Origin of the sequence: Pseudomonas sp. NCCP-436, from assembly GCF_019656335.1 — a bacterium.
Classification (GTDB): Bacteria; Pseudomonadota; Gammaproteobacteria; order Pseudomonadales; family Pseudomonadaceae; genus Aquipseudomonas.
The window spans coordinates 48,147-62,622 of sequence record NZ_BPLZ01000012.1 but is presented as its reverse complement, the minus strand read 5'-3'; the positions used below and the strand labels follow the sequence as shown (position 1 = coordinate 62,622).

At 61.8% G+C, this 14,476-nt stretch carries 12 protein-coding genes; 3 read left to right on the top strand and 9 right to left on the bottom strand.

All coding sequences use genetic code 11. The features are described 5' to 3' along the window. Positions 1-21 precede the first annotated feature (21 nt). Positions 22-942, bottom strand: coding sequence for a LysR family transcriptional regulator (locus tag NCCP436_RS13095; protein ID WP_220804440.1), 921 nt, complete (start codon positions 940-942; stop codon positions 22-24). Positions 943-1,123: 181 nt separating this feature from the next. On the opposite strand from NCCP436_RS13095, the gene NCCP436_RS13090 reads away from it, so the two are divergent. Next, positions 1,124-2,512, top strand: a complete 1,389-nt coding sequence (locus tag NCCP436_RS13090) for an L-serine ammonia-lyase (protein WP_220804439.1) — start codon at positions 1,124-1,126, stop codon at positions 2,510-2,512. Positions 2,513-2,748: 236 nt separating this feature from the next. Continuing rightward, complete coding sequence (gene sstT, locus NCCP436_RS13085) at positions 2,749-3,981, top strand: serine/threonine transporter SstT (RefSeq protein WP_220804438.1); 1,233 nt, start codon at positions 2,749-2,751, stop codon at positions 3,979-3,981. 49 nt (positions 3,982-4,030) lie between these two features. Here sstT and NCCP436_RS13080 read toward each other — a convergent pair whose 3' ends face one another. Continuing rightward, complete coding sequence (locus NCCP436_RS13080; protein WP_220804437.1) at positions 4,031-4,813, bottom strand: type IV pili methyl-accepting chemotaxis transducer N-terminal domain-containing protein; 783 nt, start codon at positions 4,811-4,813, stop codon at positions 4,031-4,033. A 276-nt stretch (positions 4,814-5,089) separates the two neighbouring features. Between NCCP436_RS13080 and NCCP436_RS13075 the strand changes: the two genes are divergently transcribed. Beyond that, complete coding sequence (locus NCCP436_RS13075; RefSeq protein ID WP_220804436.1) at positions 5,090-5,257, top strand: rubredoxin; 168 nt, start codon at positions 5,090-5,092, stop codon at positions 5,255-5,257. A 43-nt stretch (positions 5,258-5,300) separates the two neighbouring features. Here NCCP436_RS13075 and NCCP436_RS13070 read toward each other — a convergent pair whose 3' ends face one another. The 7 genes from NCCP436_RS13070 to NCCP436_RS13040 all read right to left on the bottom strand — a co-directional run bounded on the left by NCCP436_RS13070 (position 5,301) and on the right by NCCP436_RS13040 (position 14,337). Further along, positions 5,301-6,197 carry a peptidoglycan DD-metalloendopeptidase family protein gene (locus tag NCCP436_RS13070; protein ID WP_220804435.1) on the bottom strand — a complete coding sequence of 299 codons (897 nt, stop codon included), beginning with the start codon at positions 6,195-6,197 and terminating at the stop codon, positions 5,301-5,303. A gap of 175 nt (positions 6,198-6,372) precedes the next feature. Beyond that, positions 6,373-7,293 carry a response regulator gene (locus NCCP436_RS13065; RefSeq protein WP_220804434.1) on the bottom strand — a complete coding sequence of 307 codons (921 nt, stop codon included), beginning with the start codon at positions 7,291-7,293 and terminating at the stop codon, positions 6,373-6,375. Between the two features lie 95 nt (positions 7,294-7,388). Beyond that, positions 7,389-8,111: a phosphate signaling complex protein PhoU gene (gene phoU / locus NCCP436_RS13060; RefSeq protein WP_220804433.1), complete on the bottom strand. Its 723-nt coding sequence runs from the start codon at positions 8,109-8,111 to the stop codon at positions 7,389-7,391. Positions 8,112-8,224: 113 nt separating this feature from the next. Next, positions 8,225-9,058, bottom strand: a complete 834-nt coding sequence (gene pstB, locus NCCP436_RS13055; protein WP_220804432.1) for a phosphate ABC transporter ATP-binding protein PstB — start codon at positions 9,056-9,058, stop codon at positions 8,225-8,227. 54 nt (positions 9,059-9,112) lie between these two features. Then, a complete protein-coding gene (gene pstA, locus NCCP436_RS13050) occupies positions 9,113-10,729 on the bottom strand; it encodes a phosphate ABC transporter permease PstA (protein ID WP_220804494.1) in 1,617 nt (538 codons plus the stop codon). A gap of 200 nt (positions 10,730-10,929) precedes the next feature. Continuing rightward, positions 10,930-13,215: an ABC transporter permease subunit gene (locus NCCP436_RS13045; protein ID WP_220804431.1), complete on the bottom strand. Its 2,286-nt coding sequence runs from the start codon at positions 13,213-13,215 to the stop codon at positions 10,930-10,932. A 156-nt stretch (positions 13,216-13,371) separates the two neighbouring features. Beyond that, a complete protein-coding gene (locus NCCP436_RS13040) occupies positions 13,372-14,337 on the bottom strand; it encodes a PstS family phosphate ABC transporter substrate-binding protein (RefSeq protein ID WP_220804430.1) in 966 nt (321 codons plus the stop codon). Positions 14,338-14,476 lie beyond the last annotated feature (139 nt).

The following is a 14,476-nucleotide window of genomic DNA, read 5'->3' as shown; positions in this document are numbered from 1 at the left end:
CTGGACGCCCCCGTACAAAGCCTAGCGCGCCAGTTGGTACTGGCTCAGCACCTTGTCTGCCGTATATACGGCCTCGTCGATAAAGACGTTGACCGCCGGGTGATCGCGCTCCCCTTTGCGATAGGCAAGGAATACCCCACGACGAATACCTGGCAGTAGCGGCACGGCCATGACCCCGTGCAACGGGTGAACCAGGCGCAGGCCCGATACCACGGATATGGAGTTACCGGATGCGACCATTGCGGCGACCATCTCGAAGCCGGTGCAATGAGCATTGATGCGCGGCGCATAGCCTGAGCGGCGGCACAGATTGGTGATGAATTCACCAAAAGAGCTACTGGTCGAATCCAGCGCCCAGGCTTCGTCGCGCAGATCCGCTATGGACAGTCCCTCGCGACTGGCCAGTGGATGATCAGCAGGCAGCAATACATGCAGCAGATCCTGAGTCAGCGGGATCAACCCGTAGTGCTCGTGCTTTTCGTCAGGCTCAACGGCCAGATCATCGATCACCGCCACATCAATCTGCCAGCCGCCCAAAGCGCTGAGGCTTTCCTGCGGCTCCAGCTCCACCACTACCACTTCCAGCTTCGGATAGGCACTGCGCAGGGCACGCACGGTCTCGGCCACCACGGCCACGGCGATGGAAGGAAAGGCGGCTACCCGCAACTCTCCGGCAATTTCGCTGCGCATCTGCGCCAGTTCGGAGCGCGCCTCGTCAAGCACCACCATGATCCGCTCCACATGCCCCGCCAGACGCTCACCCGCCGGGGTCAGAACGACACCGCGCCCGCGTCGCTCGATCAGCGCCACCTCGGCCTCGCGCTCGAGCTGGGCGATTTGCTGTGAAACCGCGGACGGTGTGAGGTGCAAGGACTCGGCAGTGGCCGCCATAGTGCCGCAACGGGCCAGCTCTCTCAGGGTACGCAGACGGGTTATGTCCATGAGCGGATTTCAATAGGTAAGAATTGCTAATTAATACATTAAAAATAAATCAGTATACATAATGATAAAGCCGTTCTTAGATAGGGTTATCCACATGTGCGTGACCGGGCACATGGTTCATCCACAAAACGGCCCTGCCGCCCCGTGCTGCGCAGGCGCCCCATAAGAAAGAACACTTGCCATGGCGATCAGCGTATTCGACCTTTTCAAAGTAGGCATTGGCCCCTCCAGCTCCCACACCGTCGGCCCCATGCGTGCCGCAGCCCTGTTCACTCATGCCCTGGAGAACCACGGCTACATGCCGAAGGTGACCCGTGTTGCCGCTGAGCTGTATGGCTCGCTGGGAGCCACCGGCAAGGGTCACGGCAGCGACAAGGCAGTGCTGCTCGGTCTCAGCGGCCATGAGCCGGATACCGTCGACGTGGATCGGGTAGCGGGCTATATCGAAGCAATTCGTCGCGACAAGCGCATCGTCCTTGACGGCAAGCATGCCATCAGCTTCGACGAAAAGACCGATCTGAAGATGTTCCGCAAGGCCCTACCGCTGCACGCCAACGGCATGCGCTTCGCCGCCTATGACGCCGCCGGCCTGCAACTGCACGAGGCCACCTACTACTCGGTGGGCGGCGGTTTCGTAGTCAGCGAGGCAATCCTGGCCGATGGCAGCAAGCACAAAGTCATCGCCCCCGACGCCACCACTCTGCCACTGCCGTTTCGTACCGGCGCCGACCTGCTGCGCCTGAGCCGCGAGCACGGAATCGGCATTGCCGAGATCATGCGCCGTAACGAACGCCACTGGCGCAGCGATGAAGAAACCGATGCCGGTCTGCTGGAGATCTGGAAGGTAATGCAGGCCTGCGTCGAACGCGGCTGCCGCACCGAAGGAATCCTGCCGGGCGGCTTCAAGGTGCGCCGCCGGGCCGCGATACTGGCACGCAAGCTGGGCGGCTTCCAGCGCAGCCACATGGAAGACCCGCTGCGCATGCTCGACTGGGTCAATCTCTGGGCCCTGGCGGTGAACGAAGAAAACGCCGCTGGCGGTCGTGTAGTAACCGCACCAACCAACGGCGCCGCAGGCATCATCCCGGCAGTGCTGCACTACTATGCCAACGCCATCTCCGGCGCCAGCGAGCGCGGCATCATCGACTTCCTGCTGACTGCAGGCGCCATCGGCATTCTGTACAAGGAAAACGCCTCTATCAGCGGTGCAGAGGTGGGCTGCCAGGGTGAAGTTGGCGTGGCCTGTTCGATGGCCGCCGGCGCACTGTGCGCGGTACTGGGCGGCACCCCGGAACAGGTCGAGAACGCTGCCGAAATCGGCATGGAGCACCATCTGGGACTGACTTGCGACCCGGTCGGCGGCCTGGTGCAAATCCCCTGCATCGAGCGCAACGCCATTGCCTCGGTCAAGGCCATCAACGCCGCGCGCATGGCCCTGTACGGCGACGGCTCGCACTACGTGAGCCTGGACAAGGTGATCAAGACCATGCGCGAGACAGGTGCCGACATGCTTACCAAATACAAGGAAACCGCTCGTGGCGGTCTGGCGGTGAACATCATCGAGTGCTGAAGCGGCACATTCCGATTTCCCCGGTCATCCGGCGCGCCGCGCCGGAGCCGGCTGCACAACAACAATAAGCGAGACCCTACCATGCTCATCGAACCGACGTAATACCCTGCGCTTTTCTCTCCCACTCCTATAATCACGCCTTCTTGCCGCCATTCGCCCCTGCACGCTCATCTGCGTCGCAGTGGATGCGCTTTGGCGCTGCATACGACACGCAATACGGAAAAGCCCAAGCTCACATGAACGTCTTCAAACTGCTTCTCGAACGCTACACCAGTATCAGCCTGGTGCTACGTATCTTCATCGGCCTGGTGCTCGGCATCCTGCTGGCCTGGATAGCCCCAGCCATCGCCCTCAAGGTGGGGCTGCTCGGCGAACTGTTCATTCTTGCCCTGAAGGCGGTGGCACCAGTTCTGGTACTGGTACTGGTAACCGCCTCGCTGGCCTCGCGCCAAGGCAGCCAGCCAACCCATGTTCGCCCGGTGCTGATGATGTATCTGATCAGCACTTTCTGCGCCGCTGCTCTGGCGGTTTGCGCCAGCTTCCTGTTCCCCACTACCCTGGCACTGGATGTGAGCAAGGCCGAAGGCAATCCACCCGGCAGCATCCTGGAAGTACTGCACAACCTGCTGGTAAGCATCTTCGTCGGTCCGGTACAGGCGCTAAGCAGCGCGAACTTCATTGCCATCCTCGCCTGGGCCGTGCTACTCGGCGTATTCCTGCGGCATGCCGCGCCATCGACCCGAACCCTGCTCAGCGACCTGTCCGATGCCCTGACCCGTGCGGTGCAGTTCGTCATCAACCTGGCGCCGTTCGGCATCTTCGGCCTGGTGGCCAATACCCTGGCCGATGCCGGCTTCGGCGCCCTGGCCAGCTATGCCCACCTGCTGGCGGTGATGGTCGGCTGCATGCTGATCATGGCCCTGCTGATCAACCCGCTGTTGATGTACCTGAAGTTGCGCCGTAATCCGTACCCGCTGCTACTGACCATCCTCCGGGAGAGTGCGATCACTGCCTTCTTCACCCGCAGCTCGGCGGCCAATATCCCGGTCAACCTGCGGCTGTGCGAGAAGCTCAGGCTCGACCGCGAGACCTATTCGATCACCATTCCGCTGGGTGCCACCATCAACATGGCCGGCGCGGCGGTGACCATCTCGGTAATGGCGCTGGCAACCACTCACACGCTGGGTATCCCGGTGGATCTAGCCACCGCCCTGCTTCTGTGCGTGGTCTCCTCGCTGGCTGCTGCCGGAGTGTCGGGCGTCGCCGGTGGCTCGCTGCTGCTGATCCCGATGGCCACCAGTCTGTTCGGCATCGATGCCGAAATTGCCATGCAAGTGGTCAGCATCGGCTTCGTCATAAGCGTGGTACAGGACTCCTTCGAAACTGCCCTGAACTCACACACCGACGTGGTATTTACCGCTGTGGCGTCCTATGACGCCGAGTCCGCCAAGGCCAACCGCGGCGCTTGAAGCTCCGCCCCTGGGCGTCTCCACGACGACGCTCGGGGCTGCTGCCGGCTCAGGAGTCGCCGGCATCCAGCCCGGCATACAGACGAGTCAGTTCGTTAAGCTGGCGGAACAGCGAATCAGTGCTGACCGTAACCATAGTCGGCACAAACTCCTGCGAGGCATGCAGATCAATGCCCTTGAGGGTGAAGCTCCAGTGAGCCCGGGCGCGACGCTGGGCGCTGGCGATTTCCTCGTTGGGCGCGCCGCGTGCCTCCAGCTCCTTGAGAATGCCCTCAAAGTCTCGCACCGATTGATCCAGCGCAACATCCAGATCCGCTGCAGGCACGCGCCAGGCCTTGGCCATGTATAGCATGGCAATCCGCTGGGTCTGCACCCGTGCCCAACCGGCTCGGTTGACCATGGCGCCCATGGCACCGTGATGCTCGGCCATCAGGTCGGTAACGGCCTGAGTCTGCTGCAGCAGTTGCTCGCCGGTTTCCAAAACCTCCAGAGCACGATCTGCCTGCGGTTTGTCCTCCAGCAGCCTGCGGTAACCTGCCCAGGTGCCATCGACTGCATTGAGCGCATCACGGATCGCCACGTTCGGAGCGTAAGCCTGAAGCGCCTGCTGGCTGGCCTGGAAACGCTCGATGGTTTCCTGCAACTGGCGCTCGGCCACATCCACGCGCACCTCGGCGCCCAGCATCAGGTAATCCTTGGCCATACGCTGGGTCAGCGAACGCTGCAGCCCGGCCATATTCATGGCCTCGGCGTCACTTATCCGGGCCATGCCGGGCAGGCTGGTCAGCAAGGTGCCGGCAAGTAGAAAGAGGGACAGGTACTTTTTCAACACATCGATACTCCAAATCGAGAACAAGGCAAGGCACCGGGAGCAGCGCCACCGGTGACGGAATAAACCCTTGGGCGGGGTTTTTATTGGAATGCGCAGAGGCAAAAAGGCTGGACGCAAGGCCCGGGTACTGCGGAAAAAGGGCGCGATGTTAGTGTCTGATACCGCGCCATGCTGCGCGCCGTGTCACGAACTGGCGCCGATCTCAAACCTGCTTGGCGCTTCCGGGCAATTACGGTAGCTTTCCCGCGCCAAACCGTGAGATTTCCTGAGGTCGATATGAAGAAGTGGCAGTGCGTGGTCTGCGGGCTGATCTATGACGAAAGCCTGGGCTGGCCGGACGACGGCATAGCGCCCGGTACCCGCTGGGAGGATGTACCGGAAGACTGGCTGTGCCCAGACTGCGGCGTCGGCAAGTCGGACTTCGAGATGATCGAGATCAGCTAAAGCTCCCAGCTCAGGCTGGCTCCGGAGCCTGGCGGGTTGCCGCTTACTCGCCGCCCACAGCGAAGTTGGGCAGGCTGTTGACCGGCTGGCGGAAACTGAAAGGAATCGACTCCACCGCCAGGCCGACGTTGCGCTGCACCACAAAGTGCAGGTGCGGTCCGGTACTGTTGCCGGTGTTGCCAGAGCGCGCCAGCAGCGTGCCGGTTTCCACTCGCTGGCCCTCCCGCACAACCACCGAGCCCTTCATCAGGTGCAGGTAGACACCCATGGTGCCATCATCGTGCAGGATCCTGACGAAGTTGCCGGCCGGGTTGTTTCCCCGACCACTCTGACGGTTTTCCGTCTTGACCACTACACCGCCCCGCGCGGCAATGATGGGTGTGCCTTCTGGCATGGCGATGTCCACCGCGTAACGGCCCTTGGGCGTGAAGTGACTGTAGGTGCCGTTGGCGCCCTGAGTCTGACGGAAGGGGCCGCCACGCCAAGGTAGCGGATAGCGATGAATGCTCGGCTTTAGCCGCGGGTCACCCAAGGCATAGCGCAGCTTCGGCTTGTAGCGCAGCGGCTTGTCGGCATCCTGCGCTGCCAGGGTGGCCAGGCGGATATGACTGCGCGGCGGCAACACCCAGCGAATCGGCTTGTCCGGCGCGCCGATGGCGTTCTCCACCTGCTCCAGCTTCAGCTCGATCTCCACCGGCGCATACAGATCGTTTCGCACCAGCAGGGTTTCGCCGGCCTGATGCTTCTTCGTCTCCAGCTTCACCTGGTCGTCCAGGCGTTCCACCATGCGGTCGTTGAACACGAACACCTGGGCACCTGGCGCCGCCTGATCGCTATAGGTCACCACGCCGTTCTTGTCGACGTACTTGTAAATGGTCAGCGCAGCCGCATGACTGCTGATAAGCAGCAGGCCACAGAGATAGATCAGACGCCCTAGCATAACGACTCGGAGCTTGGCCCATTCACCCTGCGCAGGCGGCACGGCAGTGCCTGCAGGGAGCAAACAGAACCTTATGATTCTTTGATATTCCAGCAGGCAAGCCTAGCAGTGCCGGCGGCCGATCGCGAGCCAGCAAACCTCAGGCTGTGAAGCGGCTCACCGCCGCCCGTCGGGCTCAGGCGCCGGGAATAAAATGCTTCTGCGCCGTCCCCCGGGCAATCAGCCGCGACAGGTAGTCGAGCTTCTGCGGATCGCGGTCGACGAAACGCAAGGTCAGTTGCAGCCAGTCGCTATCGGGCCTTGGCTCAAAGGCCGCCACAGCGTGCAAATAGCCATTGAGGCGAGCGATCTCGGCGGCTTCGCCCTGCTCCAGATCAAGCACCGCGCTTTCCAGCACCTGCGGCAGCGCCTCGCCACGCCTAACCACCAGCAGTGCTTCTTTCAGACTTAGCGCCTTGATCACACAGGCCATGGTGCCGGAAGGCAAACGCAGCTGGCCCTGACCACGGCCAGCCGGTGCTCGTGCCGGTGTCGGCGACGGAGATCGCAAAGCCGCAGGAGTCGGAGCAGGAAGCGGTGCTGCGACTGGCGTCGCAGGAGCGCTCGGCTGGGCGGATTCGACCCTGCCGCCAGTCAGTACCGCCAGCGAGTCATTGGCCAGCGCTCCGCTGCTAAGCAGTTTCGGTGAGATGCTGGCAAGCAGCTCCTGCAACTTGCCGGTGCGGCTGAGGGCCTTGCGCACCTTGGACACCAGCTGTTCGTTGGAAAACGGCTTGCCGATATAGTCGGAGACGCCAGCCTGGATGGCCTGCACCACGTTCTCCTTGTCTCCACGACTGGTAACCATGATGAAGGGAACGCTCTTCAGAGCATCCTGCGCGCGACACCAGGACAGCAGCTCCAGCCCGGATATTTCCGGCATTTCCCAGTCACAGAGGATCAACTCTATGCTCTCTCGGGCCAGAATCTGCTGGGCCTTGCGCCCGTTGACCGCCTCAACGATCTGCACACCGGGAAAATGGTCGCGCAACCCCTTTTTGACCAGATCGCGGATAAAGGTCGCATCGTCCACAACCAGCACACTGACTTTGCTCATCGGCCACTCCTGTACGAATGACGATAAGGATAGTCATGGCTAGTGGCCAAAGGCCAACGGAAAACGCCGAATAGCCTGCAAATCCCGTCGGAGCTTCAGTCCCTGGTGTGTCCCTCCACCTCTTCACGCATGCGTGTCAGGCCGATATGCCGGACATCGGTGCCGCGTACCAGATAGATTACCAGTTCGGCGATGTTGCGTGCGTGGTCACCGATCCGCTCCAGCGAGCGCAACGCCCAGATCACGTTGAGCACACGGGAGATCGAACGCGGATCCTCCATCATGTAGGTGACCAGCTCGCGCAGCGCTGTCTTGTACTCGCGATCCACGCTCTTGTCGTGCTGGGCTACGGCCAGCGCCTGATCGACGTCGAAGCGGGCAAACGCATCGAGGGCATCACTGACCATCTTGCGCACCTGATCACCGATATGCCGCACTTCGACATAACCGCGTGGCGACTCGCCTTCTTCGGTTAGGAGGATGGCGCGCTTGGCGATCTTGGTCGACTCGTCACCGATGCGCTCAAGATCGATCACCGACTTGGAAATACTGATGATCAGACGCAAGTCGGAGGCTGCCGGCTGACGACGAGCCAGGATGCGCACACACTCTTCATCTATGTTGCGCTCCATCTGGTTGATTTGCTCGTCTATCTCACGCACCTGCTGAGCCAGGCCGGAGTCGGCCTCGATCAATGCGGTAACGGCATCGTTGACCTGCTTCTCCACCAGCCCGCCCATGGCCAGCAGATGGCTGCGCACGTCCTCAAGCTCGGCATTGAACTGCTGGGAGATGTGTTGGGTATGGTTGTCTTTCATGGTCGAGCCCTTGTGCAGCGAATCAGGTTCTTGAAATCCAGTCGTCCCGGCCTTGGCGAAAGTGCTCGGCTCAGGAGGCGCCGCGCAGAAAGGCGGCCTCACCCCAGCAGGCGTTAGCCGTAGCGACCGGTGATGTAGTCTTCGGTCTGTTTCTTCGCCGGGTTGGTGAACAGCGTGTCGGTATCGCCAAACTCCACCAGCTTGCCCATGTACATGAAAGCGGTGTAGTCGGAGACCCGCGCCGCCTGCTGCATGTTGTGGGTAACGATGACAATGGTGTACTGGCGCTTGAGCTCGTAGATCAGCTCCTCGACCTTGAGTGTGGAGATCGGATCGAGCGCCGAGCAGGGTTCGTCGAGCAGCAGGACTTCCGGCTGAACCGCCACGGTTCTGGCGATCACCAGACGCTGCTGCTGACCGCCGGACAGGCCCAGTGCCGACTCGTGCAAACGATCCTTGACCTCGTCCCACAGCGCCGCGCTCTGCAACGCCCACTCTACGGCCTCGTCCAGCACCCGCTTGCTCTTGATACCCTGGATACGCAGGCCATAGACCACGTTCTCGTAGATGCTCTTGGGAAAGGGGTTGGGCTTCTGGAACACCATGCCGACGCGGCGGCGCAGCTCGGCCACATCCTCACCCTTGGCGTAGATGTTGCGCCCGTCGATATTCACCTCGCCTTCAACGCGGCAGCCATCGACCAGATCGTTCATCCGGTTGAAGGTGCGCAGCAGGGTCGACTTGCCGCAGCCGGACGGGCCGATGAAGGCGGTCACCCGCTGTTTCGGGATGTTCATGCAGACATCGAACAGCGCCTGCTTCTGACCGTAGTACAGGTTCAACCCCGGCACTTCGATAGCGGTGGTTTCGCTGTCCAGGCTCAGGTTCTGGCGGCTGCGGCCCAGTGCACTGAGGTCGATACCGCGGGAATGGGCTTCTTGTTGCATACATTCACTCCGTTCGTAGCCACGAGCGGCAAGCGCCAGGCGCTCGCAGCCGCATTAGTGATCCAGCGCCTTGTATTTCTCGCGCAGGTGGTTGCGGATATAGACCGCGCTGATATTGAGCAGGGCGATGACTACCACCAGCAGCAGCGCGGTGGCGTACACCAGCGGCCGTGCAGCCTCGACGTTGGGGCTCTGGAAGCCGACATCATAGATGTGGAAGCCCAGGTGCATGATCTTCTGATCCAGGTGCAGGTAAGGGTAGTTGCCGTCCAGCGGCAGGCTCGGTGCCAGCTTGACCACCCCCACCAGCATCAACGGTGCCACTTCGCCGGCAGCACGCGCCACGGCGAGGATCAGGCCGGTCATCATCGCCGGGCTGGCCATCGGAATCACCACTTTCCAAAGCGTCTCGGCCTTGGTCGCACCAAGCGCCAGCGATCCTTCGCGCACCGCCCGCGGGATACGCGCCAGGCCTTCCTCGGTGGCAACGATGACCACCGGCAGGGTGAGGATGGCCAAAGTCAGCGAGGCCCACATCAGCCCGGGTGTGCCGAAGGTGGGTGCCGGTGCTGCCTCCGGGAACAGCAGGCGGTCGAGGGAGCCACCCAGTACGTAGACGAAAAAGCCCAGGCCAAACACCCCATAGACAATCGACGGCACCCCGGCCAGGTTGTTCACGGCAATGCGGATGATCCGCGTCAGAGTGCCCTGGTGGGCGTACTCACGCAGGTACACCGCAGCAATCACACCGAACGGCGTGACGATCACCGCCATCAGGATGACCATCAGCACGGTGCCGAAGATCGCCGGGAAAATACCGCCCTCGGTGTTGGCCTCGCGCGGCTCGTCACTGACAAACTCCCAAAGTTTCGTCCCGTAATGTCCCAGCTTGTCCGTCATGCTCATGGCGTTGGGACGGAAAGCCCGTACCACCTTGCCCAAGGCAATCTCGCTGACACGGCCGTCACTGGCGCGCAAGGTCACGCTGTCACGGTTGACCTGGCCGACCAGCTCAACCATCTGCTCCTCCAGCTGGCGGTATTCGGCGTTCAATGCTTCACGGCGGGCATCCATGTCGGCCTGGGCCGCCTCATCCAGACGCCCCTCCAGCGCCAGCTTGCGCCCCTCCAGACGGATGCGCTCAAGAGCATGGTTGATCCGGCCAATATCGCGTTTTTCCAGTCGCACCAGCCGCGCATGCAGCTGCTCGACACGCTGCAGACGCTCCTGCAGAGCCGTCCAGGCAGCTTCGCCCTCGGCAACGACCTGCCCATTTTCCTTCACTGCCAGCAGGTAGCCGTAGTAGTTACCCCACTCGCGCCGTTCCAGTACGGTCACCTCGGCGGGCTTGCGCGGATTGCTCAGCCACTCGCCCACCACCCAGGAGAAATCGGCACCAAACAGCTCGCGGTTGCCCACCTTGAGCAGCTCGCGAGTCATGAACTCGCCGCCTTCCTCGGCTACCGGCAGCCCTGCGGCAGCCAGGCGCGCGCGCGGCACCTCCTCACGCTGAACCACCTCGCCCAGCAGCACCTGGCTTTCCTGCTGCGGTACTTGGTAGTCGGCCTCAAGCACATCGGCTGGCCAGAAGTGCCCCAGCCCGCGCGTGGCGATCACCGCCAGCAGACCGAGGGTCATGATGATGGCGATGGCGACGGCACCTCCACTCATCCACACGCCGGGGGCGCCGCTCTTGAACCAGGTTTTCAGGTTGTACTTTTTCACGGCATGACACCTTGAATGAAATCGTTCTCTACCTAGCCTCTCCCGCTTACGGGAGAGGGGGCGGGGTATAGAGCCGTGGTGTCCACACTACCCTCCCGCCCTGCAAGCCCTCTTTCGCAAGCGATAGAGGGTCATCTGTTGGTTTGCTATAGCGACGAATAACGAGTGCGCAGGCGCTGGCGGATCAGTTCGGCCAAGGTATTCATCACGAAGGTAAACAGCAGCAGCACCAATGCAGCGAGGAACAGCACGCGGTAATGGGTGCCGCCCACTTCCGACTCGGGCATTTCCACCGCAACGTTGGCCGCCAGGGTACGCATGCCTTCGAAGATATTGATGTCCATGATCGGCGTATTGCCGGTGGCCATCAGCACGATCATGGTCTCGCCCACTGCGCGGCCCATGCCGATCATCAGCGCCGAGAAGATTCCCGGGCTGGCAGTGAGGATCACCACCCGCGTCAGGGTCTGCCAGGGAGTGGCGCCAAGCGCGAGAGAACCGAAGGTCAGGCTCTTGGGCACGCTAAACACGGCGTCCTCGGCGATTGAGTAGATGTTGGGAATCACCGCAAAGCCCATCGCCAGGCCAACAACCAGGGCATTGCGCTGATCGAACGGGATACCCAGGTCATTGCTTAGCCACAGGCGCATGTTGCCGTCGAACAGCCAGTTCTCCAGATGTCCACTGAGAGCCAGGGACAACCAGCCCACAGCCAGCACCACCGGGATCAGCAGAGCTGCCTCCCAGCCATCCGCCATCCGGTGACGCAGTGCGTCCGGCAGCCGGCTCCACAAGTAACCGGCCAGCAGAATACCCACCGGCATCAGCAGCAACAGACTGAAAATTCCGGGCAGGTGGCTCTCCAGGAAGGGCGCGAGAAACAGGCCGGCGAAGAAACCAAGGATCACCGTCGGCAGTGCCTCCATCAGCTCGATCACCGGCTTGACCTTGGTACGCATGCGCGGGGCCATGAAGTAGGCGGTGTAGATAGCCGCGGCAATCGCCAGCGGCGCAGCCAGCAGCATGGCGTAGAAGGCTGCCTTGAGCGTACCGAAGGCCAGCGGAGAAAGGCTCAGCTTGGGCTCGAAATCGGTGTTGGCCGAAGTCGACTGCCAGACGTAATCAGGTTCTGCGTAGTTTTCATACCAGACCTTGCCCCACAGTGCGCTCCAGGAAATCTCCGGGTGCGGGTTGTCCACCACGAAACGGCGTAGCTGCCCGTCGGCCTCCACCAGCAGTCGGGTGGCCCGCGGTGACAGGGTGGCGAGAGCCGCGCCCTCAGTCACGGAAGTTCTGAGCAGGGTGCGGTGTGCGGTGCTGTGGAAAACCCCCAGACGGCCTTCGGCATCCATCGCCATAAAGCCCTTGCGTCGCTCCTCCGGCAGTATCTGGGTAATGGCGCTGTCTCCCAGATGGAAGCTGCGCACCGCCTGGAAGCTGGACTTGCCGTCCTTGTCGCGCACCATGAACCACTGCTGGATGCCGCCTTTGGCATCGCCGATCATCACCGAGGTGCCACCGAGCAGGCCGGTGACACTGGTCACGCGATTGCCGGCATCACGCAGGACATCGTAGCGGCCGTTGAGGCTGCGCTTGCGCAGGTCGAACACATCGACAGCGGACTCGCCATTGAATACATACAACCATTGCTGACGCGAATCGAACAGCAGTTGATTGACCGGCTCGCCGATCTGCGGCAGTTGGATGCGCTGCTCATCAACGCTGGCTTCACCAGTAAAAGGGTTTTCCTCGCGGCGAATGGCGCTCAGGTTCAGCTCGCTGCCACTGCTGCCTGCCAGCATCAGGCTGCCGCCATTGAGACTCAGCGCCACATGGCGCAATGCCCGGCCCTGCGGATCCAGCGGCAGTGGCGCCTCGCCATAGGGGTAATCGATCTGCGGCGTGATGGTACGTACATTGTCCGGGTAGCTGACCCGGTAGTTGTGCTGAATTACCAGCACTTCGCCATTGGACAGGCCCAGAGCAACGCGCCGGCTGCCCGGCTGATCCTGGCTCACGGCAGTGATGCTGGTGCCGGCCGGCAGCGGCAGTTGTACCTGCTGCAGCATCTCGCCACTACGCAGGGCAAAGAAATGCACGTTGCCGCCACTGTTCAGACGCAGGCCGACCTGATTCTGCTCCTCCAGCGCCAGCAGCAGTGGCTCCCCGGCCTCGGCCAGCCAGGCTGGCTGCTGTGCCGGCCGCGCCTCGATGGAGGCGCCCTGAAACATCGGCAGCACCACATGGGCCAGGTAGAAGAAGATCAGAGTGATGGCGCCGAGCACAGCCAGACCACCAACGGACACGTACCAGCGGGCTAGCCGATCCTTCAGCGTGCGCAGCCGGCGCTTGCGCTGCAGGGCAGGCGTGTTGAAGTCGATACCCAGGGGATTGGGCGACGGGTTCACCGGGTCTTTGGCCAAGTCATTCATGCGAAGCGGTCTCTGCGCGAGCGAGTTAGCAGCGCCTGCGGCTGCCCATACTGGACAATCTAGCGAAGCTGTGTGACAGAAAGATGACAACCCGCCGACACGCCAATGCCTGTCGCTCGCAACGAGCGACAGGCATTCGACGATACAGCGGAAGGGTTACAGCCCCAGTTCCTTGAGCGCCTTCTGAGCCACATTGGACGGCAGCGGGATATAGCCATCCTTGAGCACTACCTCCTGGCCCTGCTTCGACAGCATCAGCTTGACGAATTCGGCATCCAGCGGGCTCAACGGCTGGTTCGGCGCCTTGTTCACATAGACATAGAAGAAGCGCGCCAGCGGGAACTTGCCAGCCAGGGCGTTTTCCTCGGTTGCCTCGTAAGCCTCACCATCCTGCTTGGCCAGCGGTACGGCACGCACGCTGGAAGTGCGGTAGCCGATGCCCGAATAGCCAATGGCGTTCAGGGTGCTGGAGATCGACTGCACCACCGAGGCCGAACCCGGCTGTTCGTTGACGCTGGGTTTGAAGTCACCCTTGCACAGGGCCTCTTCCTTGAAATAACCGTAGGTGCCGGATACCGAATTGCGACCGAACAGCTGGATCGGCTTGCTTGCCCATTCACCGGTTAGCCCCAGATCGCCCCAGGTACGAATATCCTTACCACCGCACAACAGGGTGCTGGAGAAGATGCCGTCAACCTGCTCAATGGTCAGGCTCTTGATCGGGTTGTCCTTGTGCACGAACACCGCCAGAGCATCGATGGCGACCGGAACCGCAGTAGGCTTGTAGCCGTACTTTTCCTCGAAAGCCTGGATCTCGCTGTCCTTCATCGGCCGGCTCATCGGACCCATGTTGGCAGTGCCTTCAGTCATGGCCGGTGGCGCGGTGCTGGAGCCGGCCGCCTGGATCTGGATGTTGACGTTGGGATAGTTCTTCTTGAATTCCTCGGCCCACAGAGTCATCAGGTTGGCCAGCGAATCGGAACCGACGCTGGACAGATTGCCCGATACACCCGAAGTTTTCTCATAGTTCGGCAGAGCCGGGTCGACAGCGGCGATCGCCGAGGCGGCGCCTACGCCAGCGGCGGCGAACGTCAGGGCCACCATCAAACGCTTCAGTTTCATGCCTTGCTCCTAGCAGGATTAGTGTTGGGTGGAACGGGGCCCAGTATTGGCAGGCCACGTGAACACTCTATGAAACTAATGTGACAGTTGGATGACGAAGGAGCTGGCAGGCTCATGGCGCTTGCATTGTTCCGCAGCA